Source organism: Pseudomonas sp. GG8 (genome assembly GCF_052976945.1).
The window spans coordinates 336,873-358,259 of record NZ_JBRIIP010000001.1 but is presented as its reverse complement, the minus strand read 5'-3'; the positions used below and the strand labels follow the sequence as shown (position 1 = coordinate 358,259).

Annotated in this window: 22 protein-coding genes and 1 other RNA gene; 6 read left to right on the top strand and 17 right to left on the bottom strand. The window is 57.1% G+C overall.

Annotation, left to right across the window (positions count from 1 at the left end; all coding sequences use genetic code 11):
• Positions 1-2 precede the first annotated feature (2 nt).
• The 9 genes from mraY to rsmI all read right to left on the bottom strand — a co-directional run bounded on the left by mraY (position 3) and on the right by rsmI (position 8,939).
• Positions 3-1,085: a phospho-N-acetylmuramoyl-pentapeptide-transferase gene (mraY, locus tag ACVBEG_RS01810; RefSeq protein WP_322181817.1), complete on the bottom strand. Its 1,083-nt coding sequence runs from the start codon at positions 1,083-1,085 to the stop codon at positions 3-5.
• Entirely contained in the window at positions 1,085-2,452 is a 1,368-nt protein-coding gene (locus ACVBEG_RS01805; protein ID WP_322181819.1) for a UDP-N-acetylmuramoyl-tripeptide--D-alanyl-D-alanine ligase, read from the bottom strand. Before ACVBEG_RS01805 ends, mraY begins: the two co-directional genes overlap by 1 nt.
• On the bottom strand, positions 2,445-3,908 hold the full coding sequence (locus tag ACVBEG_RS01800; protein WP_330201038.1) for a UDP-N-acetylmuramoyl-L-alanyl-D-glutamate--2,6-diaminopimelate ligase: 1,464 nt from the start codon (positions 3,906-3,908) through the stop codon (positions 2,445-2,447). The genes ACVBEG_RS01805 and ACVBEG_RS01800 overlap by 8 nt, the downstream gene beginning before the upstream one ends.
• Positions 3,908-5,644, bottom strand: a complete 1,737-nt coding sequence (locus ACVBEG_RS01795; protein ID WP_322182851.1) for a peptidoglycan D,D-transpeptidase FtsI family protein — start codon at positions 5,642-5,644, stop codon at positions 3,908-3,910. Before ACVBEG_RS01795 ends, ACVBEG_RS01800 begins: the two co-directional genes overlap by 1 nt.
• Entirely contained in the window at positions 5,644-5,937 is a 294-nt protein-coding gene (gene ftsL / locus ACVBEG_RS01790; protein WP_322181823.1) for a cell division protein FtsL, read from the bottom strand. The genes ACVBEG_RS01795 and ftsL overlap by 1 nt, the downstream gene beginning before the upstream one ends.
• Positions 5,934-6,875 carry a 16S rRNA (cytosine(1402)-N(4))-methyltransferase RsmH gene (rsmH, locus tag ACVBEG_RS01785; protein WP_322182853.1) on the bottom strand — a complete coding sequence of 314 codons (942 nt, stop codon included), beginning with the start codon at positions 6,873-6,875 and terminating at the stop codon, positions 5,934-5,936. Before rsmH ends, ftsL begins: the two co-directional genes overlap by 4 nt.
• Before the next feature lie 2 nt (positions 6,876-6,877).
• Positions 6,878-7,333, bottom strand: coding sequence for a division/cell wall cluster transcriptional repressor MraZ (mraZ, locus tag ACVBEG_RS01780; protein ID WP_322181825.1), 456 nt, complete (start codon positions 7,331-7,333; stop codon positions 6,878-6,880).
• A gap of 307 nt (positions 7,334-7,640) precedes the next feature.
• An RNA gene (rnpB, locus tag ACVBEG_RS01775) (RNase P RNA component class A) lies at positions 7,641-7,998 on the bottom strand.
• Between the two features lie 86 nt (positions 7,999-8,084).
• Entirely contained in the window at positions 8,085-8,939 is an 855-nt protein-coding gene (gene rsmI, locus ACVBEG_RS01770) for a 16S rRNA (cytidine(1402)-2'-O)-methyltransferase (protein ID WP_322278452.1), read from the bottom strand.
• Positions 8,940-9,228: 289 nt separating this feature from the next.
• Between rsmI and ACVBEG_RS01765 the strand changes: the two genes are divergently transcribed.
• From ACVBEG_RS01765 to ACVBEG_RS01750, 4 genes are all read left to right on the top strand, one after another.
• Positions 9,229-11,043, top strand: coding sequence for a penicillin-binding protein activator (locus ACVBEG_RS01765; protein WP_322217955.1), 1,815 nt, complete (start codon positions 9,229-9,231; stop codon positions 11,041-11,043).
• On the top strand, positions 11,043-11,414 hold the full coding sequence (locus tag ACVBEG_RS01760) for a YraN family protein (RefSeq protein ID WP_322181829.1): 372 nt from the start codon (positions 11,043-11,045) through the stop codon (positions 11,412-11,414). Before ACVBEG_RS01765 ends, ACVBEG_RS01760 begins: the two co-directional genes overlap by 1 nt.
• A 141-nt stretch (positions 11,415-11,555) precedes the next feature.
• Positions 11,556-12,149 carry a phosphoheptose isomerase gene (locus tag ACVBEG_RS01755; RefSeq protein WP_219062266.1) on the top strand — a complete coding sequence of 198 codons (594 nt, stop codon included), beginning with the start codon at positions 11,556-11,558 and terminating at the stop codon, positions 12,147-12,149.
• Positions 12,146-12,724 (top strand): BON domain-containing protein, encoded by a 579-nt coding sequence (locus ACVBEG_RS01750; RefSeq protein WP_322181831.1) that lies wholly within the window; start codon positions 12,146-12,148, stop codon positions 12,722-12,724. The genes ACVBEG_RS01755 and ACVBEG_RS01750 overlap by 4 nt, the downstream gene beginning before the upstream one ends.
• 93 nt (positions 12,725-12,817) lie before the next feature.
• On the opposite strand, the gene ACVBEG_RS01745 is transcribed toward ACVBEG_RS01750, so the two are convergent.
• The 7 genes from ACVBEG_RS01745 to rplM all read right to left on the bottom strand — a co-directional run bounded on the left by ACVBEG_RS01745 (position 12,818) and on the right by rplM (position 17,773).
• Positions 12,818-13,231 carry a ClpXP protease specificity-enhancing factor gene (locus ACVBEG_RS01745; RefSeq protein ID WP_322181832.1) on the bottom strand — a complete coding sequence of 138 codons (414 nt, stop codon included), beginning with the start codon at positions 13,229-13,231 and terminating at the stop codon, positions 12,818-12,820.
• 17 nt (positions 13,232-13,248) lie between these two features.
• Positions 13,249-13,866, bottom strand: coding sequence for a glutathione S-transferase N-terminal domain-containing protein (locus ACVBEG_RS01740; RefSeq protein ID WP_219062269.1), 618 nt, complete (start codon positions 13,864-13,866; stop codon positions 13,249-13,251).
• Positions 13,867-14,098: 232 nt separating this feature from the next.
• The gene (locus ACVBEG_RS01735; RefSeq protein WP_322181834.1) at positions 14,099-14,878 is read right to left on the bottom strand and encodes a cytochrome c1; all 780 of its coding nucleotides are present in this window, start codon (positions 14,876-14,878) and stop codon (positions 14,099-14,101) included.
• Entirely contained in the window at positions 14,878-16,089 is a 1,212-nt protein-coding gene (locus ACVBEG_RS01730) for a cytochrome b (RefSeq protein ID WP_322181836.1), read from the bottom strand. Before ACVBEG_RS01730 ends, ACVBEG_RS01735 begins: the two co-directional genes overlap by 1 nt.
• On the bottom strand, positions 16,089-16,682 hold the full coding sequence (gene petA / locus ACVBEG_RS01725; protein ID WP_219062272.1) for a ubiquinol-cytochrome c reductase iron-sulfur subunit: 594 nt from the start codon (positions 16,680-16,682) through the stop codon (positions 16,089-16,091). Before petA ends, ACVBEG_RS01730 begins: the two co-directional genes overlap by 1 nt.
• 255 nt (positions 16,683-16,937) lie before the next feature.
• A complete protein-coding gene (gene rpsI, locus ACVBEG_RS01720; RefSeq protein ID WP_219062273.1) occupies positions 16,938-17,330 on the bottom strand; it encodes a 30S ribosomal protein S9 in 393 nt (130 codons plus the stop codon).
• Positions 17,331-17,344: 14 nt separating this feature from the next.
• Complete coding sequence (gene rplM / locus ACVBEG_RS01715) at positions 17,345-17,773, bottom strand: 50S ribosomal protein L13 (protein WP_322181840.1); 429 nt, start codon at positions 17,771-17,773, stop codon at positions 17,345-17,347.
• Positions 17,774-18,022: 249 nt separating this feature from the next.
• Here rplM and ACVBEG_RS01710 point away from each other — a divergent pair, with 249 nt between their 5' ends.
• Positions 18,023-19,060 carry an NADP(H)-dependent aldo-keto reductase gene (locus ACVBEG_RS01710; RefSeq protein ID WP_330201040.1) on the top strand — a complete coding sequence of 346 codons (1,038 nt, stop codon included), beginning with the start codon at positions 18,023-18,025 and terminating at the stop codon, positions 19,058-19,060.
• A 17-nt stretch (positions 19,061-19,077) separates the two neighbouring features.
• Here ACVBEG_RS01710 and ACVBEG_RS01705 read toward each other — a convergent pair whose 3' ends face one another.
• A complete protein-coding gene (locus ACVBEG_RS01705; RefSeq protein WP_322217960.1) occupies positions 19,078-20,214 on the bottom strand; it encodes an acyl-CoA dehydrogenase family protein in 1,137 nt (378 codons plus the stop codon).
• Between the two features lie 219 nt (positions 20,215-20,433).
• On the opposite strand from ACVBEG_RS01705, the gene ACVBEG_RS01700 reads away from it, so the two are divergent.
• Positions 20,434-21,354 (top strand): GlxA family transcriptional regulator, encoded by a 921-nt coding sequence (locus ACVBEG_RS01700; protein ID WP_322182858.1) that lies wholly within the window; start codon positions 20,434-20,436, stop codon positions 21,352-21,354.
• Positions 21,355-21,387 lie beyond the last annotated feature (33 nt).

Below are 21,387 nucleotides of genomic sequence, written 5' to 3'. Positions count from 1 at the left end.
TTCTACCTCAGCTTCAGGGTGGCAAGGCCGATCAGCACCAGAATCACGGTGATGATCCAGAAACGGACAATCACGCGCGGCTCGGGCCAGCCTTTGAGTTCAAAGTGGTGGTGAATCGGTGCCATGCGGAACACACGACGACCGGTCAACTTGAAGGACGCGACCTGGATCACGACTGAAAGGGTTTCCATCACGAATACACCGCCCATGATGAACAGGACGATTTCCTGACGAACGATCACCGCGATGGTGCCCAGTGCGGCGCCCAGCGCCAGGGCACCGACGTCGCCCATGAACACTTGCGCCGGGTACGTGTTGAACCAAAGAAAGCCAAGGCCTGCGCCAATCAACGCGCCGCAAAACACAATAAGTTCACCCGCGCCCGGTACATAAGGGATCAGCAGGTATTCAGCGAATTTCACGTTACCCGACAAGTAGCAGAAGATACCCAGCGCACCGCCAACCATCACCGTCGGCAGAATCGCCAGACCGTCGAGGCCGTCGGTCAGGTTGACCGCGTTGCTCGAACCGACGATCACGAAGTAGGTCAAGACCATGAAGCCAATGCCAAGCGGGATACTGGCGTCCTTGAACATCGGCACGATCAAGGTGGTTTCAACCACGCTGGGCGCAGTTGTATAAAGGAAAATCGCCGCGCCGAGGCCAAACACTGACTGCCAGAAGTATTTCCAGCGGCTAGGCAAACCCTTGGAGTTCTTCTCGATCACTTTGCGGTAATCGTCGACCCAACCAATGCCACCGAACAGCAACGTGACGATCAACACGACCCAGACATAACGGTTACTCAGGTCAGCCCACAACAGGGTGCTGACGGTAATCGCTGAAAGGATCAACGCCCCGCCCATGGTCGGCGTGCCCGATTTGGACAGGTGCGACTGAGGACCGTCATTACGTACCGATTGGCCGATCTGGCGATTCTGCAGGGTGCGAATCATCCATGGACCCAGGCACAGCGAGAGCGACAATGCAGTGAGCACGCCGAGAATCCCGCGCAGGGTCAGGTATTGAAAGACCGCGAAGCCTTTGTAGAACTGTTGCAGATATTCCGCCAGCAGCAGCAGCATTAGTGTTTCTCCCGGCTAGAACCACACAAAGCCGCGACGACGTTTTCCATCGCAGCGCTGCGCGAACCCTTGATCAAAATAGTGGTATTAGTGTCCTGCTCGGCGCCCAGCGCCGCGATCAGGTCAGTCTGGTTAGCGAAGTGGCGAGCATGCTGGCCAAAAGCGCTCACGGCATGAGTCATAAGAGGCCCTACCGCGTATAACGCCGACACCTTGCCCGCAGCGTATGCGCCGACCTGGCGATGGCCTTCTTCAGCCCACTCGCCCAGCTCGCCAATATCCCCGAGCACCAGGACGGTGCGCCCGGAAAAGCCGGCGAGTATATCAACGGCAGCGCACATTGAGGTGGGGTTAGCGTTGTATGTGTCGTCGATTACGCGGATACCATTAGGGGTCAGTTGCGAGACCGCGCGACCTTTGACCGGCTGTACCGCATTCAATCCTGCAACGATACCTTCCAGCGAAACACCCAACGCATGCGCCGCCGCAGCAGCAGCCAGTGCATTGGTGACGTTGTGCGTGCCCAGCAGGTTGAGCTGGACAGTCGCCGCGCCGGACGGACCGTGCAATGTGAAACTTGGGCACCCGCGAGCATCGCGGGTCAGATCACGCGAGTAGAAATCAGCAACGTCGTCGCTCAAGGCAAAGCTCACGACCTGGCGTCCATCCGCCCGTGCGTGCCAGATGGCGAAGGCCTTGTCATCACGATTGAGTACCGCGATACCGGCTGGATCGAGGCCATCGATAATTTCACCCTTGGCCTGGACAATTTTTTCCGGGCCGCCGAACTCACCCACATGGGCGGTTCCGGCATTGGTGATCAGTGCGACATGGGGTTTGGCCAGGCTGACGGTGTAGGCAATTTCGCCAACACGCGAGGCGCCCAGCTCGATCACGGCGGCCGTGTGTTCAGCCGCCAGCTCAAGCAGGGTCAGTGGGACCCCCAGGTCGTTGTTCAAATTACCGCGAGTGGCCAGTACCGGCCCGCGCGTGCGCAAAATGCTCGCAAGAAGTTCCTTGACCGTGGTCTTACCGCTGGAACCGGTGATCGCGGCAAGCGGCTTGTCGAACGCATTGCGATTCAGTGCACCGAGCTGCGCCAGCGCCTGACGGGTATCTTCGACCACCAGTTGCGGCAGAACGGAACCTGCGACCTCACGCTCGACCAACGCACCGACCGCGCCTTTGCCCGCGACGTCATCGAGATAATCATGGCCGTCGAAACGTGGACCGGTCAGCGCTATAAACAACTGGCCCGGAACAATGGCGCGGCTGTCGATGCTGACACCGGTAAAGCTGCAATCCGCATTGACCTGACGGGCAGCGAGTGGCGCGATCAGTTGACTGAACGTCAGTGGCTTAAGCATGTGCCACCTCCCATGCAGTCAAGGCTTTGCTGGCTTCTTCCAGATCGGAGAACGCATGACGCTGCCCCTCGATTTCCTGGTAGTCCTCATGACCTTTGCCTGCCAACACGATCACGTCCGCCGCGCTGGCGCTGGCAATCAATTGGGCAATCGCCTGGCCGCGACCGGCAACGAAGCTGACTTTATCGACGGCAACAAACCCTTGGCGGATGTCATCGAAAATCTGCGCAGGCACCTCTGTCCGTGGATTGTCATCGGTGACCACAACCAAATCCGCCAGCCGCTCAACCACTTCAGCCATCAACGGACGCTTGCCGCGATCTCGATCCCCGCCACAACCGAACAGGCACATCAGCCGGCCCTTGGCGTGCGGGCGCAGTGCTTCGAGGACTTTTTCCAGTGCGTCGGGTGTGTGTGCGTAATCAACCACGACCAACGGCTGGGTGCCGCCGCCCAAGCGCTGCATGCGACCGATCGGGCCTTCCAGTTTCGGCAGCACGCTTAAAATTTCATCTAGCGCGTAGTCCAGGCCCATCAACGCGCCGACCGCCGCCAGCACGTTGCTCAGGTTGAAACGCCCCAGCAGGCTGCTTTGCAGGTTGTGCTCGCCTTGCGCGGTGACCAGGATAGCGCGCACGCCATCGTCATCGAAGTGTGCATCACGGCAGTAAAGGTCTGCACGGGGATCGTCAAGGCTGTAGCTGATCAGGCGCGACTCTTGTCGTTCTTTGACCAGTTGCCGACCGAAATCGTCATCCAGATTGATCACTCGACAATGCAGATTGGGCCAGGCAAACAATTTCGCCTTGGCGGTTGCGTAGGCTTCCATCGTGCCGTGGTAGTCCAGGTGGTCACGGGACAGGTTGGTCAGCACTGCAACGTCGAACGCCAACGCAGTCGCACGCCCTTGATCCAGTCCATGGGAAGACACTTCCATCGCCACCGCACGAGCGCCCGCTTTCTTCAAATCGGCCAGCGTCGCTTGCACGGCTATTGGATCAGGCGTGGTATGGCGGCCGCTTTGCAGCGCACCATAAAATCCGGTGCCCAGGGTGCCAACAATCCCACAGTGCTGCCCAAGCTGATCCAGCGCTTGCGCGACCAACTGGGTGACACTGGTTTTGCCGTTAGTGCCGGTGACGCCCACCAGATTCAAACTGCGGCTCGGGTCACCATAAAAGCGCCCGGCGATGTCGGACAGTTGTGCAGCCAAGCCCTTGACCGGAATCAACGGCACATCAGTGATGGGTAAAACGCTTGCGCCTTCAACTTCATAAGCAACTGCGGCAGCGCCCCGTTTGAGTGCATCGGCGATATGCGCACGACCATCGAGCTTGCCGCCCGGCACCGCCAGAAAGAGATCGCCGGCACGTACATTACGGCTGTCGAGGGTCAACTCGCGGATCAACAGATCGCGGTCGGCATGGGCAAAGATCTTGTTCAGGCTAACAGGCATTAACCACGCCCTCCTTTAACAACAGGCGCAGCATTGACTTGTTCCTGCGTGGGAATTGGTGCCAGATTATCCGGCGTAACGTTCATCAGTCGCAGCGTGCCGGACATGACCTTGCTAAATACTGGAGCCGACACCAGTCCACCGTAGTAGCCCGCTTTGCCGGGTTCGTCGATGACCACGACTACCGCGTACCGCGGGTTGCTCATCGGACCAAAGCCCGCAAACAAAGAGCGATAGGAGTTTTCGGCGTAACCCTTGGTGCCCACCGCTGTTTTACGTGCGGTACCGCTTTTGCCGGCCACATGGTAGGACGGCACACGAGCGCGGAACACACCGCGCGGGTCTTCGATCACTTGCTGCAACATGCCTTGTACTGTTTTTGCGGTAGCCTCCGGAATCGCTTGAGTAGCCTCCGGTGGCGTGTCGGTTTTCAGGATGGTCAGCGGCACGATACGGCCATTGTTGGCCAGCGCGGAGTAGGCGTGCACCAACTGCAACGCGGTGACCGACAGACCGTAGCCATATGACAAGGTTGCGGTTTCTGCTTTGCGCCACTCACGGTAGTTAGGCAAATTGCCAACGCGCTCGCCAGGGAAACCCAAGCCAGTGTATTGGCCCAGCCCGACTCGCTGCATCGCACGGAAAATCGCTTCGCCGCCGACGTCGAAGGCCACCTTACTCATACCGACGTTACTGGAGTTGATCAGGATCCCGGTCAAATCGAGGATCGGGCCCTCGGTCTTGGTAACGTCACGAATGGTGTATTTGCCGATCTGCAGCGTGCCAGGGTAAACCTCGACTTTGTCGGTAGGTTTCCAGCGACCACTGTCCAGAGCGGCGGTCATGGAGATCGGCTTCATGGTCGAGCCCGGCTCGAACACGTCGATGATGGCGCGGTTACGCATCGCCGCCGGCACCATGGTGCGACGGTTGTTGGGGTTGTAGGTCGGTGAGTTGACCATGGCCAGCACTTCGCCAGTCTTCACGTCCATGATCACCAGGCTGCCAGCCTTGGCGTCGTTTTCCTGAATGGCGTTGCGCAACTCGCGGGTGGCCAGGTATTGCAGGCGCAGATCAATAGACAAAGCCAAGGTCTTCCCGGCCTTGGCGTTTTTTGTAACCTGAACATCCTTGATAAGTCGTCCGCGCCGGTCCTTGATGACCTGTCGCTTACCCGGTACACCGGCAAGCCAGTCGTCATACGCCAGTTCGACCCCTTCACGACCATGGTCGTCCAGGTCGGTGAAGCCCACCATGTGTGCAGTGACATCGCCCGCCGGATAGAAACGCCGGAACTCTTCGATGCCATAGACACCAGGGACTTTCAGGTCGAGCACGACTTGACCTTGTTCCGGCGTCAGGCCGCGAACCAGGTAGATGAATTCTTTACCGGCCTGAGCATCCAGACGGTCGCCGAGCAGTTTTGCGTCCTGCCCCAGAGCGGCGGCAAGCGCAGGCCATTTCTCTTTAGCCTGCTGCATTTCTTTCGGGTTGGCCCACAGCGTCGTCACAGGAGTACTGACCGCCAATGGCTCGCCGTTACGGTCGGTGATCAAGCCACGGTGAGCCGGGATAGGGATGTGTCGTACGCTGCGAGCATCGCCCTGACCTTTCAAGAAGTCATGGTCTATCACCTGCAGATCGATGATGCGCCAGCAGATCGCGCCCACCATAATGCCCAGCAGCCCCACCACCACGCGAAAGCGCCAGGGATAGAGGGCGCCCTCGAGCTTCATCATGGCGCCACCATCCGCACTTCAGCAGCGCTGGGAATACGCATTTTGAGTTGTTCGCTGGCCAGCGTTTCAATCCGGCTGTGGGCGGTCCAGGTGCTTTGTTCAAGAATCAGCCGACCCCACTCTGCCTGCGCCTTGTCACGCACGCTCAACTCGGAGTACAAGGAGTTAAGTAACTGCCGGTTCCAGTGGGCGCTGTAAGCCACACCGATCGCCGAAACCAACACGGCAAGGAACAGCAGCAACATAATGAAACTACCGCCAGGTAGAGGCTTGAGGAAAAGGCGGCTCACCGGAGCTTCTCCGCCACACGCATGACAGCGCTACGCGAACGTGGATTGGCTTTGGTTTCAGTCTCGGAGGCAAACTGCGCCTTGCCCAGAATTTTGATTTTTGGATCAAACGCCTGAAACCGAATTGGCAGGTCGCGGGGCATTTTGTCGGCTTCGCCTTTGGCGAGCTTGCGCATGAACAGTTTGACGATGCGATCTTCCAGCGAGTGGAAGCTTATAACAACCAGCCGGCCACCGATTTCCAGCGCTTCAAGTGCAGCTTCAAGCCCGGTTTCAAGATCGCCCAGCTCGTTATTGACGTGGATACGCAAGCCCTGGAACGCACGGGTCGCTGGATTCTTGCCTTTTTCCCACGCGGGGTTGGCAACCTTGAGCACTTCCGCGAGATCACCCGTGCGTTCGAAACGCTGAGTCTCACGACGCTGAACCACGGCATTTGCCATGCGCTTGGCGAAGCGCTCTTCGCCGTACTCCTTGAACACGCGAGCGATTTCTTCTGCTGATGCAGTGGCGATAAAGTCGGCGGCGCTGATGCCACGCGTTGGGTCCATACGCATGTCCAACGGACCGTCGTTCATGAAGCTGAAACCGCGTTCTGGGTCGTCCAGTTGTGGGGAGGACACGCCAAGGTCGAGCAATATACCGCTGACCTTGCCTGCCAGACCGCGACTTTCGAGTTCAGAACCCAGCTCGGCAAAGCTGCGCTGCACAATGACAAAGCGGCCGTCTTCGGCCGCCAGCGCTTGCCCGGTGGCAATTGCTTGGGGGTCTTTATCGAATCCCAGCAAACGACCGCCCGGCCCCAGGTGCTGCAATATCAAACGGCTGTGTCCGCCACGCCCAAACGTGCCATCCAGGTAGCAGCCATCGGCACGCACCGCGAGAGCCTCTACGGCTTCATCAAGCAGTACGGTGATGTGGGTAAAGCCGCTATTCATAGTCACAGGATCAAATCACGCAGTTCATCAGGCATAGCGCCCGGTTGTTGAATGGCCGCCAGATCCGCTTCAGCAAGAGCGTTCCAGGCGTCCTCGTCCCACAGTTGAAACTTATTAAGCTGGCCAACTAACATCACGCGCTTATCTAACTTGGCATAATCGCGAAGGCGCGGCGGGACCAGAAAACGGCCGCTACCATCGAGCTCCAAATCAACCGCATTCCCGATCAATAATCGTTGCAAGCGACGGTTCTCTTCACGAAATGTGGGCAAATCACGCAATTTGGCTTCAATCAATTCCCATTCGGATAATGGGTACAAACATAAGCAGGGACTGGCAGCATCAATTGTCACGATCAACTGCCCGGCACTACGCGAATCCAGCTCGTCGCGGTACCGGCTCGGCATAGCGAGACGGCCCTTTGCATCGAGATTGATTGCATTAGCACCACGAAACACAGCCGCGATCTCCAAATATTAACTTTTTACGCCGAAAAAACCCACTTCATGCCACTTTTCGCCACTTGCGCACACTATAGGAATGCGCCCACCACACCGTCAAGGCGCGGCCCTAAGGAAAACCCTTACAGATCGGAGATTTAGGAGGGTAAAAACAGGTGAAGGAACAATTTCTCAATTGTTTTGACGAATAAACCTGAATTGACTCAGAGCACTGCAGCTCGAAGTTAAAGTGATTTATCAAGAGTAAGATTTTTTTGATATTACAAAAGCGCTTCTGCTACGAAAAAGCAGAGAGAGGGAAAAGGTGGAGAGTCGATCTGTAAGCCGGGTTCTGTCGAGGACAGTCATTCCTCTACGACGGCCATCACTGGACGCCTTTAGCAACCTACCCGGTTCCAGCGCGGGCCACGCCTTGGAACCCTATTTGGTCTTGCTCCGAGTGGGGTTTACCTTGCCACGAACTGTTGCCAGACGTGCGGTGCGCTCTTACCGCACCTTTTCACCCTTACCGGCACCGAAGTGCTTAGGCGGTTATTTTCTGTGGCACTTTCCGTAGGCTCGCGCCTCCCAGGCGTTACCTGGCACTCTGCCCTATGGAGCCCGGACTTTCCTCCCCCCCCTATTGCGGAACAATAGAAGGCAGCGACTGTCCAATCGACTCTCCGCCGCCAAGGTTAGCGGCACGGACGCTCAAGAACAAGCTTTAATAAGCCCCGCGCGTTTTGACTGTTAGGCCGAGAAGGATCTTTTATCCATCTTTCTGTTTCTCCAGCGCTACCTGATAAAGCAAATTCTTGCGCACACCCGTGATCTCCGCCGCCAATGCCGCCGCGCGCTTGAGAGGCATTTCTTCCAGCAGTAAATCCAGAATACGCCGAGCTTCGGTGCCGATGACATCCTCGTCTTCAGGCAACGTCCAGCCCGCGACCAGCACCACGCATTCGCCGCGCTGCTGATTACTGTCACCTTCGACGAACGCACGAAGCTCTGCCAAGGGCAGACCTTTGAGGGTTTCGAAGGTTTTAGTCAGCTCGCGCGCCAACAATGCTGGACGCTCAGGGCCGAACACCAATTCCAGGTCTTGCAGGCACTCGAGGATGCGGTGTGGCGCTTCATAAAAGATCAACGTGCGCGGCTCTTCTTTCAACAACTCAAGTCGCGCCCGTCGCCCTACCGCCTTAGCGGGCAAGAAACCTTCGAAAATAAACCGGTCCGAGGGCAAGCCAGCCGCTGACAAGGCGGCGATCAGCGCACAGGCACCCGGCACCGGGACCACCGCGATGCCGGCGGCACGCGCCTGTCGGACCAGGTGATAACCCGGATCAGAGATAAGCGGCGTCCCTGCATCGGAGATCAGTGCGATGTCATCGCCCGCGAGCAGCCGTGTAATGAATCGACTCCCCTCCTCACGCTCGTTGTGCTCGTGACAGGCAGCCAAGGGCGTAGAAATACCGAAATGCTGCATCAACCGTAACGAGTGGCGAGTATCTTCAGCGGCAATTAGCGCAACCTCGCGCAACACTTTTAATGCGCGCACGCTCATGTCATCCAGGTTACCGATAGGCGTGGCCACGACATAAAGCGAGCCAGCAGCGGAATTCAAAGCACCTGGAGCAGTCAAAGCGCACACCTCTTGAGTTAACAAAAAAACGCATTGTACAGATTACGGCATGAACCAATGGGTAGCCGGTCAAGGTCAGCACTTAAAAAAGAATGAAAAAAGCGTTTGCTTTCGCTGCAATAGAGGATGAACAGCATGAAAAAAGGCTGAATTCATCCTTATTTCCCGGCCCAACGACCAATATGACCGCTTTAACGCCACTAACATCGCGCCCCGGCCAGTGCTTGGGTACAATTCCCCGCTAATTTGCTCGAGTATCAGGAACACTTACATGATCGCTTGCCTGCGGCTGTTCTCTGCCCTCTTTCTTGCTGCCCTGTTGGCAGCTTGCGCCAGCTCGCCCTCGTCAAGTCTTGGCGAGCTCCCACGCACTCCTGACGCCAGCATCGAGCAATTGCTCGAACAAGCCGCTGCCGCCAAGTCGCCCGATAAAGCTGCACTACTGAGACTCAGTGCAGCCGATCAGGCCAATCGACAACGTGACCCGGGGCGTGCCGCGCGCATTCTCGAGCAGGTGCCTCTTGATCAGCTCAAGCCCGCGCAACAAGTGTATGCCAGCACACTATCGGCTGAACTAGCGCTGGGCCGAAACCAGCCCAAGGCCGCGTTGACAGCCCTGAGCCACCCAAGTTTGCAACGACTGGGCGAACTGCCAGTCGAGCAGCAGATCCGTACAGGACTGGTCCAGGCACGCGCACTGGAAGCCGACGGGCAGATAATGCCTGCCGCCAGCGAGCGGGTATTTATCGCGCCATTGCTCAAGGGCCCTGAAGCCAGCGCTAACCATGAAGCGATCTGGACACTGGTTGCTGCCTTGCCCACCGAGCAACTGCAAAGCACCAGCAACAATGACCTGAGTGGATGGCTGAGCCTGGCCCGCGCAGTCAAAGGCGGTGGCACCCTGGAGCAACAACAGGCGGCCATCGATACCTGGAAAGCGCAAAACCCACAGCACCCAGCTGCCCTGCAACTGCCGGCCCCACTGGCCCAGCTCAAAGCGCTGACCAGTGAACCGCTGACCAAAATCGCCCTGCTGCTGCCGCAAGATGGCCCGCTCGCATCTGTTGCCCGTGCATTGCGCGAAGGCTTTATGGCTGCCCACTACCAGGCGCAGCAGGCGGGCCAAAAGCCGCCAGCCATTGAAGTGTTTGACAGTTCGCACCTGACCTCTCTCGATGACTTCTACCGCCAAGCCAAAGCATCGGGTGTGCAGCTGGTCATCGGTCCGCTGGAAAAGCCGCTAGTCAAACAACTGAACAGCCGCCCGCAATTGCCTATCACCACACTGGCGCTGAACTACAGCGACGCAGGCCGGGATGGACCTCCACAACTGTTCCAGTTCGGCCTTGCCGCTGAAGACGAAGCCCGCGAAGTCGCACGTCGCGCCTGGGCCGACGGCAAGCGCAGCGCCGCAGCCATGGTCCCTAAAGGCGAATGGGGCGATCGCGTCCTGGATGCCTTCCGCCAAAGCTGGCAAGCGGCCGGCGGCACGTTTATCGTTGCTGAACACGTCGACCAGCCTGTCGCCCTGGCCCAGCAAATCGCTGATATGTTCCAGCTCCGGAACAGCGAAGCCCGCGCCAAGAGCCTGCAAAGCACCGTCGGCACGCAAGTAGCGGCACAACCGACACGTCGCCAGGACATTGATTTCATCTTCCTTGCGGCAACACCCCAGCAAGCGCAGCAGATCAAGCCAACGTTGGTATTCCAGTACGCAGGCGATGTTCCGGTATACGCAACTTCACACCTGTTCACCAACAGCGGCGACCAAGCACAGTATCTGGATCTGGAAGGCATTCGCTTCTGTGAAACGCCGTGGCTGCTCAACGCCAACGACCCACTGCGCCAGCAAGTGACCGTGCAATGGCCACAAGCGGCAGGCAGCCTTGGCCGCCTGTACGCCATGGGGATCGACGCTTATCGTCTGGCACCGCGCCTGGCACAGCTCAAAACCCTGCCAGACAGCCGCATCGACGGCCTGACCGGCAGCCTGAGCATGGGTTCGGGTCAACGTGTCGAGCGTCAACTGCCATGGGCCCAGTTTGTCGGCGGCAAGGTTCAGCATCTGCCGGACACTCCGCGTTAATGCCGAGCACCCCTCAGCAACAAGCAGGGCGCGAGGCTGAAGCCTACGCCCTGAAACATTTGCAACAACAGGGCCTGCGCCTGATCACGCAGAACTGGTTATGCAAACGAGGCGAGCTCGATCTGGTCATGCTCGACGGCGATACAGTAGTATTCGTCGAGGTTCGCTATCGACGTCACGCAGGCTGGGGCGGAGCGCTGGAAAGCGTGGATACCCGCAAGCGTGCAAAGCTCATACTTGCCGCACAGTTTTTTCTCCAGAAAGAGTCGCGCTGGGCAGATTCCCCATGCCGTTTCGATGTGGTGGCCATTAATGGCGACCCCGGCAGCGCGCCTCCGCTGGACTGGGTGAAGAACGCATTTGATAGCTGATTCATAGCGCCCGACTGGCCAACCCTGGACGGCGCGCTTTAAAGCCCTGATGTATAGAAAGTCCACACACCGATTTCGCTCTTTGCTTTGCAGGCTGCACTTTCTTGTGCCTGGAGCAGCCGCCCTACTTAAGGTCACCCGATGGACATGCAATCCCGAGTTCGCCAGCTTTTCCAGGCCAGCATCGACACCAAGCAGCAGGCGATGGAAGTTCTTGCCCCCTACATTGAGCAAGCCAGCCAGGTCATGGTGAATGCCCTGCTCAACGAGGGCAAAATGCTTTCCTGTGGCAATGGTGGCTCGGCCGGCGACGCACAGCACTTCTCCTCGGAGCTGCTCAATCGCTTCGAGCGTGAACGCCCAAGCCTGCCCGCGATTGCGCTGACCACCGACAGCTCGACGATCACGTCCATCGCCAACGACTACAGCTATAACGAAATTTTCTCCAAACAGATCCGTGCGCTGGGTCAACCGGGCGATGTCCTGCTGGCGATTTCCACCAGCGGCAACTCGGCGAACATTATTCAAGCCATCCAGGCCGCACATGATCGCGAAATGATTGTCGTAGCATTGACGGGTCGCGACGGTGGCGACATGGCCTCGTTGCTGCTGCCAGAGGACGTGGAGATACGTGTCCCGGCCAAAGTCACCGCACGGATTCAAGAAGTCCACCTGCTGACGATCCATTGCCTATGCGATTTGATCGACAGCCAACTGTTCGGGAGTGAAGAATGACCCCTAATCGCCTTAGCCTACTGGCTTTGACACTGTGCCTCAGCATCAGCGGATGCAGCTCGGTCCTGACCGCAACCCGCGACAAACCCATAGAGGATGATCGCGGCACCCGGACTTTCGGCAGCAAGATTGATGACTCCCTGATCGAAACCAAGGTCGCGGTCAACGTTGCCAAGGCCAACCCCGATCTCGATGAAGGCTCACACATCATCGTCACCAGCTTTAACGGCATCGTATTGCTCGCTGGCCAGACACCACGTGCCGATCTGAAAGCCCTTGCAGAGCAAGCCGCAAGCTCTGTACAGCGCGTCAAGAAGGTCAATAACGAACTTCAAGTCATGCCGCCCTCCTCGATCCTCGCTCGCAACAACGATGCCTGGCTGACTACCAAGATCAAGACGCAGATGCTGACTGACAACACCATTCCGGGCTCGCGCATCAAAGTCGTGACCGAAAATGGCATCGTCTACCTGCTGGGTCTGGTGACTCAACAGGAAGCCACCCGCGCAACCAACCTGGTGCAGAACGTGTCCGGCGTACAAAAAATCGTCAAACTGTTTGAGTATATTGATTAACGGCAACACACCCGTTTTGCCTTAACAGCAAAACCGCGAATCAAAAAAGGCGATCCCTGGGGATCGCCTTTTTTTTGACTCGTTTGCTTCAGATCACTTGACCACTTTCAGACTGGGCCTGCCGGTAGGTCGCGGTGGTTCGCTACCTGGTGGCGGACTGTCATCATCCGGCTCGATCACGTCGTCATCCTCCAGCGGAGGCTCCAGATCAAAAACCATACCCTGGCCATTCTCCCGGGCATAAATGCCCAGAATCGCAGCTACAGGGACGTACAACGTGTGCGGCACGCCACCGAAGCGGCCTTCAAAGCTGACGGCATCGTTATCCATGTGCAGATGACGCACGGCACTGGGCGATACATTCAAAACAATCTGGCCGTCATTGGCGAAGCCCTGAGGGACCTGCACCGACGGGTACTCCGCATTGACCAGCATATGCGGGGTGCTATCGTTATCGACGATCCACTCATACAAAGCGCGAATCAAATAAGGGCGACTGGAGTTCATTAACGGCTCCTTAAGCCTTAGCGCATATCGCGTTCAGCACCGGACAGACTTGTCTGGAAAGCTTCACGCGCAAATTGGCGCTCCATGTAATCAAGCAGCGGCTTGGCTGGCCGCGGCAATTCTATACCCAGGATCGGGAGACGCCAGAGTATGGGCAATAGACAACAGTCGACCAAACTTTGATCTTCACTGAGGAAAAAAGGTTTATCCGCGAACAGCGGAGAAACGCCAGTAAGGCTTTCACGCAGCTCTTTACGCGCCTGAACACGCGCGGGCTCTTTGCTGCGCGAATCCAGAATCAAATCCACCAGACCACACCAATCACGCTGAATACGATGAATCAGCAGACGGCTATTGGCACGCGCGACCGGATAGACCGGCAGCAGAGGTGGATGCGGGTAACGCTCATCCAGATATTCCATTATCACTGTCGACTCGTACAGCGCCAGGTCACGATCGACCAGTGTTGGCACGCTGCCGTACGGGTTCACCTCGATCAGCTTCGGCGGATGACGACCCGCCACTACATCAATGATCTCAGCGCTGACACCTTTCTCTGCGAGCACAATGCGCACGCGGTGGGAATAGTGGTCGGCGGGGTCGGAGTAACAGGCCAACCGATTGGTCACGCCCATGGCGGTCCTCCTCGCTTGTTAAAGTTTTCAGAAGCAGAAAAACGAGCGCGCCCAAAGGGCGCCTCCGATATCGACTGCGCAGAAACAGGTGGCCGTTGAAAGCAGCCCGGCGGCTCATCCATCGAACATGAATGACCCAACCCGACCGCCCTCGCCCTACCTGCCCCACGCTCGTTATCTTTAAAGAGACGCCCTAGGGCGCGCATCGTTAACAGCAGGGATTACAACTTGATCAATGGACATCTTTCCAGTATTCGCGCTTCAGCAGGTAAGCGAATACGAAGAAGAACGCCAGGTAGAGCAACACATACGTACCGATGCGCTGATGCTCCAGCTTCACCGGGTTCGCCGAGTAGGCCAGGAAGGTCACGATATTCTTGACCTTCTCATCGAACTGCTCTTCGGTCAGCGCACCGGTTTTCGGCAACACGGTCAGTTGATCGCACGCTTCATGAGTCAGCGGAGTACCGGTCAATGGATCATATTGCTTCTTGCCGTCCTCAACCACCTGCACTTGCTTGCAACCAATCACCTGACGACCTTGCAGGCCTGCCAGAACGTTTGGCATGCCGACGTTCGGGAAAATCACGTTGTTCACGCCCCAAGGACGTGTCGGATCTTCGTAGAACGAGCGCAGGTAGCTGTAGAGCCAGTCAGTACCACGCACACGAGCCACCAGGGTCAGATCGGGCGGTGCCGCGCCGAACCAGGCTTTCGCATCAGAAGGCTGCATGCCGATACTCATGTGGTCGCCAATTTTGGCGCCGGTGAATATCAGTTTTTCCTGCATCAGATCGTGAGGGATGCCCAAATCGTCCGCAACGCGTTCATAGCGCTGAAACTTGGCACTGTGACAACCCATGCAGTAGTTGGCGAAGGTACGCGCCCCATCCTGCATCGCGGCCTTGTCAGACACGTCGATATCGACCTTCTCCAACTCAGGGCCCTCTGCGTTTGCAAAGGACAGGGTAGGCAGAAGCGCAAACATCAATACAGCAAATAGCTTTTTCATCAGCCAGTCACCCTTTCTGGAACCGGTTTGGTCTTCTCGAGCCGGGTATAGAACGGCATCAGAATGAAGTAGGCGAAGTACAGGAATGTACAGACCTGCGACAGGATCGTGCGCTCAGGGGTTGGTGGCAGAACACCCAACACACCCAGAATCACGAAGGCTATGCAGAACACTACCAACCAGCCCTTGCTCAGCCAGCCTTTGTAGCGCATGGACTTGACCGGACTACGGTCGAGCCATGGCAACACGAACAGTACGGCAATCGCAGCACCCATGGCGATAACGCCCATGAGTTTGTCCGGAATCGCACGCAGGATCGCGTAGAACGGCGTGAAGTACCAAACAGGAGCAATGTGCAATGGGGTCTTGAAGGCGTTCGCCACTTCGAAGTTAGGCTTCTCGAGGAAGTAACCACCCATTTCCGGGAAGAAGAACACGATCGAGCAGAAGATGAACAGGAACACCACCACGCCGACGATATCTTTCACGGTGTAGTACGGGTGGAAGGCAATGCCGTCCAGCGGTATACCGTTTTCGTCTTTGTGTTTCTTGATGTCGACGCCATCAGGGTTGTTCGAACCGACTTCATGCAGCGCCAGAACGTGCAACACCACCAGACCCAGAATGACGATCGGCAAAGCGACCACATGAAGGGCGAAGAAGCGGTTCAGGGTAATCCCGGAAATCAGGTAGTCACCACGAATCCACTGCGTCAGGTCGCCGCCAATCACCGGAATCGCACCGAACAGCGAGATGATCACCTGGGCGCCCCAGTAGGACATCTGGCCCCAAGGCAGCAGATAACCCATGAAGGCTTCAGCCATCAGCGCCAGGTAGATCAGCATCCCGAAGACCCACACCAACTCGCGCGGCTTCTGGTAGGAACCGTAGAGCAAGCCACGGAACATATGCAGATAAACCACGATAAAGAAGGCAGAGGCCCCGGTGGAGTGGAGGAGGCGCAGGATCGAGCCATATTCCACGTCACGCATGATGTATTCGACGGAAGCAAACGCCTCTTCAGCCGACGGCGTGTAACTCATGGTCAGCCAGACACCTGTAACGATCTGATTGACCAGCACCAGCAAAGCCAGCGAGCCGAAGAAGTAGAAGAAGTTAAAGTTTTTTGGTGCGTAATATTTGCTGAGATGGTCTTCCCACATTTTTGTGGCGGGAAAGCGCGCATCAACCCAGTCCATGAACTTGCTCATCACGCTTTCTCCGGATCGACGCCAATGACAATAACATTGTCCGACTCATAGGAATGCGGCGGCACTGGCAAATTCAAAGGGGCTGGTTGCGATTTGTAGACGCGTCCGGCCAGATCGTAGTGAGAGCCGTGGCATGGACAGAAGTATCCGCCCACCCAGTCTTTACCCAGATCAACGGGTGCGACTTCAGGACGAAACGTCGGAGAACAGCCTAAGTGGGTACAAATTCCGACCAACAGAAGAATCTCTGGCTTGATCGAACGTGTCTCCGGGTCGACGTAGGTCGGTTGTATTGAGTTCTTGGAGTTCGGATCGGAAAGTTGCCCTTCGATCTTCTTCAGATTTCCCAATATTTCTTCGGTACGACGAACGATGAACACCGGCTGACCTCGCCACTCAGCAATCATCTGCTGACCGGCTTCGATCTTGCTGACATTCACCTTTACCGGTGCACCTGCGGCTTTCGCCTTGGCACTGGGAAACCATGACCCCACGAACGGGACCGCAGCCCCCACCGCTCCTGCAGCACCCACGACGGACGTGGCTGCTACAAGGAAGCGACGCCGGCCTGCATTCACGCCGTCATTGCTCATTCCGTTCCTCTCCCATCAGCTCTGTGACCTGTTAAACCAGGCATCTACTAAGTAAAAATCTGAACTGTGTAAAAATTTTGCCGAATGGTAATGAAAAGCCCCTTAGTTGACAAGGTAATTACCATCCTGAAACGGCTTGAAGCCTTATAACACGCGGCGCCCGCTGATGTGGCAAGTTGTCACACCTAAAATGAACGCCCATAAAAAACGCCCAGCTCCGAAAGGAAACTGGGCGCTTTTGAACGAAGCAGCGAATTAACGCTTCGAGTACTGCGGACGCTTACGCGCTTTACGCAGGCCAACTTTCTTACGTTCAACTTCACGAGCATCGCGAGTCACGAAGCCTGCTTTGCGCAGAGCGCCGCGCAGGGTTTCGTCGTACTGCATCAGAGCGCGAGTGATACCGTGGCGGATTGCGCCAGCTTGACCACTTACACCGCCACCGATAACAGTGACGTAGATGTCGAACTTCTCGGTCATCTCGGTCAGTTCCAACGGCTGACGAACTACCATACGGGCAGTTTCGCGACCGAAGAACCCATCGAGGGTACGGTTGTTGATGGAGATGTTACCGGTACCAGGACGCAGGAAAACGCGAGCGGTTGCGGTCTTGCGACGGCCAGTGCCGTAATTTTGAGTCGCCGACATAATGAACTATTCCGTTAAAACTTCAGTTCTTGGGGCTGCTGAGCAGTATGAGGGTGTGCAGTGCCCGCATAGACTTTCAGCTTACGATACATGTCGCGACCCAGCGGGTTTTTAGGCAGCATGCCTTTAACCGCGGTCTCGATCACGCGCTCAGGAGCTTTGGCAATCAGCTTTTCAAAGTTGATCGACTTGATCCCGCCCGGAAAACCGGAGTGTGAGTAGTAGATCTTGTCGGTGGCTTTAGCACCGGTAACGCGGATTTGCTCAGCGTTGATAACGACGATGTAATCGCCAGTATCGACGTGCGGAGTGTATTCCGGTTTGTGCTTGCCACGCAGACGGCTCGCGATCTCGGTCGCCAGACGACCCAGGGTCTGACCAGCAGCGTCGACGACGAACCAGTCGCGCTTAACTGTTTCCGGTTTAGCAGTAAAAGTCTTCATTCTTTAATAGCCTCAGGGGCCGCCCTGATAAATTAGACGGCGGATCTTACTGAATAGTGCGTACTTTGACAAGGTCAAAGGCAGCCGGAAACAGACGCTGTCGGGGGCTCGGGTCGGCGCGTCCGTAATACGGCAAGATTCTTCGGCAGACGGCGCATCACTTCCACTGCAAAGAGCTGCGGAATTATGCCGATTGCGAAAAAAATTTCAACCTGCTTTTATGATTCCCCTCAATTTAAGGAGAAAAATATGGATTACCGCCGACTCGGCCGGACCGACCTGAATGTCAGCGCCCTGTGTCTGGGCACCATGACCTGGGGCGAGCAGAACAGCGAAACAGAGGCCTTTGCACAGATCGAAAGAGCCAAGGCTGCCGGGATCAACTTCATTGATACGGCGGAAATGTACCCTGTACCCCCCAAAGCCGACACCTACGCCACCACTGAGCGGTTCATCGGTAATTACTTCAAAACCCGAGGTGATCGCGCCGACTGGATTCTGGCCAGCAAGATCGCCGGGCCTGGCAACACCATTGATTACATCCGTGACGGCAACCTCAAACACAATCGCGAGCACATCGTTGCCGCCGTGGATGCCAGCCTCAAGCGCCTGCAGACTGACTACATCGACTTGTACCAGCTGCATTGGCCCGAACGCAGCACCAACTTCTTCGGCCAACTGGGCTACACGCACAAAGAAGGCGAGTTCACGCCCCTCGAAGACACCCTCGAAGCACTCGACGCGCAGGTCAAGGCTGGCAAAATCCGGCACATCGGCCTGTCCAACGAAACGCCGTGGGGCACAATGAAATTTCTGGAGTTGGCGCAAAGCCGCGGCTGGCCGCGTGCAGTGTCGATCCAGAACCCTTACAACCTGCTCAATCGGACGTTCGAGGTCGGCCTTGCAGAAATCGCCATTCGCGAGCAATGCGGCCTGCTGGCTTACTCGCCACTGGCCTTCGGCATACTGTCAGGAAAGTACGAAAACGGCGCACGACCGCCCAAAGGCCGCCTGAGCCTTTACAGCCGCTTCAGCCGCTATTTCAATCCGCAATCGGAAGCCGCCTGCAGCCGTTACGTCGCTCTGGCGCGTGAGCACGGCCTCGACCCTGCGCAAATGGCCCTGGCTTTTGTCACTTGCCAACCGTTCGTCACCAGCAACATCATCGGCGCGACCTCCCTCGAACAACTGGACAGCAATATCGCCAGTTTCGAGCTAAATCTTTCCGATGAAGTGCTGGCAGGCATCGAAGCGATTCACAAGGATCACCCAAACCCGGCGCCGTAATACGGCGCCAACCTGCGTTACAACGCCCGGGCGATGATCTCTTTCATGATTTCGTTGGTCCCGGCGTAAATCCGCTGCACCCGAGCATCCGCCCAAGCCCGGGCAATCGGGTATTCCCACATGAAGCCGTAGCCACCATGCAGTTGCACGCACTCGTCGAGCACCTTGCATTGCAGGTCCGTGCACCAATACTTCGCCATCGCGGCTGTCGGCACGTCCAGCTTGCCTTGCAGATGAAGCTCCAGGCAACGATCAACGAACACGCGACCGATCTGCACTTCGGTCGCGATTTCGGCGAGCTTGAAGCGAGTGTTCTGGAACTCGGCAATCGCCTTGCCGAACGCCTTACGCTCCCGGGTGTACGCCAACGTCCACGCCAAGGCCGCCTCAGCCGATGCCAAGGCCCCTATGGCGACGGTGAGGCGCTCCTGCGGCAATTCCTGCATCAAGTACGCGAACCCCATGCCAGCCTGCCCCAAGAGGTTCTCCTTGGGCACACGCACATCTTGGAAAAACAGTTCAGACGTGTCTTGCGCCTTCATCCCGACCTTTTCCAGACGCTTACCCTTGGCGAAGCCCGGTGCATCGGCTTCAACCAGGAACAAACTGGTGCCTTTGGCGCCCGCTTTGGGGTCGGTCTTCGCCACCACAATGACCAAATCGGCCAGAAAGCCGTTGGTGATGAACGTTTTCGAACCGTTGATCACATACTCGTCACCGTCCAGCACGGCGGTGGTCTTCACCCCTTGCAGGTCCGAGCCTGCGCCCGGCTCGGTCATCGCGATCGCGGTCACCATCTCGCCCGACACCAGCTTGGGCAGGTACTTGAGCTTCAACGCTTCGCTGCCGTAATGCAGGATGTACGGCGCAACGATGTCCGAGTGCAGAGAGAAACCAATACCAGTCAAACCCAACCGACCGACCTCCTCGATCACCACGGTACTGTAAAGGAAGTCAGCCGCCATGCCGCCATATTCCTCGGGCAGGTGCGAGCACAGCATCCCCTGCTCCCCCGCCTTGTTCCAAAGTGCACGGTCGATGTAGCCCTGTTTTTCCCATTGAGCATGAAAAGGCACGGCCTCCTGTTCGAGGAATTTACGTACGCTACTACGGAAAAGTTCGTGCTCGGAGCTGAACAGGGTTCTAGGGATCATGCGGCACCTGCGAAAGTGGGTAAGCCCGGATTGGCATGCAGAGCCTAAGCCCATGACCTGCGCGAGGACACTGGACACATCCGCCAAAAAATAAGACGATCCAGCCGTTGTTTGACCACTTTCCCATATAAGAACAAAAGAATTATGTCTACCCAACACTCCGCGCCCCTGCGGCGCGTCAGCATCCTGGCCATTGAGGGGGTATTCGCTTCAACCCTGATGCAAGCCAAAGATTTTTTCCATCTCGCCAGCCTGCGCTACGGCAAACAGCTGGGCCAGGGCCTCAAAACGACTTTCGAAACCCGTATCGTCAGCCCAGACGGGCTTCCTGTGCGCAGTTTCAGCGATGTGATCCTGCCCGTGGATGGCGGCCTGGAACACAGCGATGTGATCATCCTGCCCGCGTTCTGGGATGACTTCGATGCACTGTGCCTGCGCTACCCTCAAGTGCTGCCATGGCTGCGCGAGCAACACGCCAAGGGCGCCGTACTGTGCGGCGAAGCCAGCGGCGTTTTCTGGCTGGCACAGGCAGGCCTGCTCGATGGCAAGGAGGCGACCACTTATTGGCGATTCTTCAGCGAGTTTGGCGAGCGCTTCCCTGCGGTGCTACTCAATCAGGAAAAGCACCTGACCGATGCGGACAATGTGTATTGCGCGGGCGGCACGACGTCAGCCTGCGACCTGTACATCTACCTGATCGAGCGCTTCTGCGGGGCCAATGTCGCGCAAGCCGTAGCCCGCGACATTCTTTACGAGGTGCAACGCAACTATTCGCCGGGACGAATGGGTTTCGGCGGGCAAAAACTGCATCAGGACGTGATCATTCTGCAGATACAGCAATGGCTCGAAGAGCATTTTGCTGACAAGTTTCGCTTCGAAGATGTCGCCCGGGAACACAGCATGAGCATCCGCAACTTCATGCGCCGCTTCCAGACCGCCACGGGAGACAAGCCCCTGCATTACCTGCAAAGGCTGCGCATAGAAACCGCCAAGGGCCTGCTTTCCGGCACCCGCAAAAGCATCAAGACCATCAGCTACGAAGTCGGCTACGACGATGCCAGCTTCTTTGCCCGACTCTTCCGCCAGCACACCGAACTGTCACCGAACCAGTATCGACAACAGTTTCTGCAAGCGGCTTGAGGTGAATGGGCACACCCTACGAAGGCTGTGCAT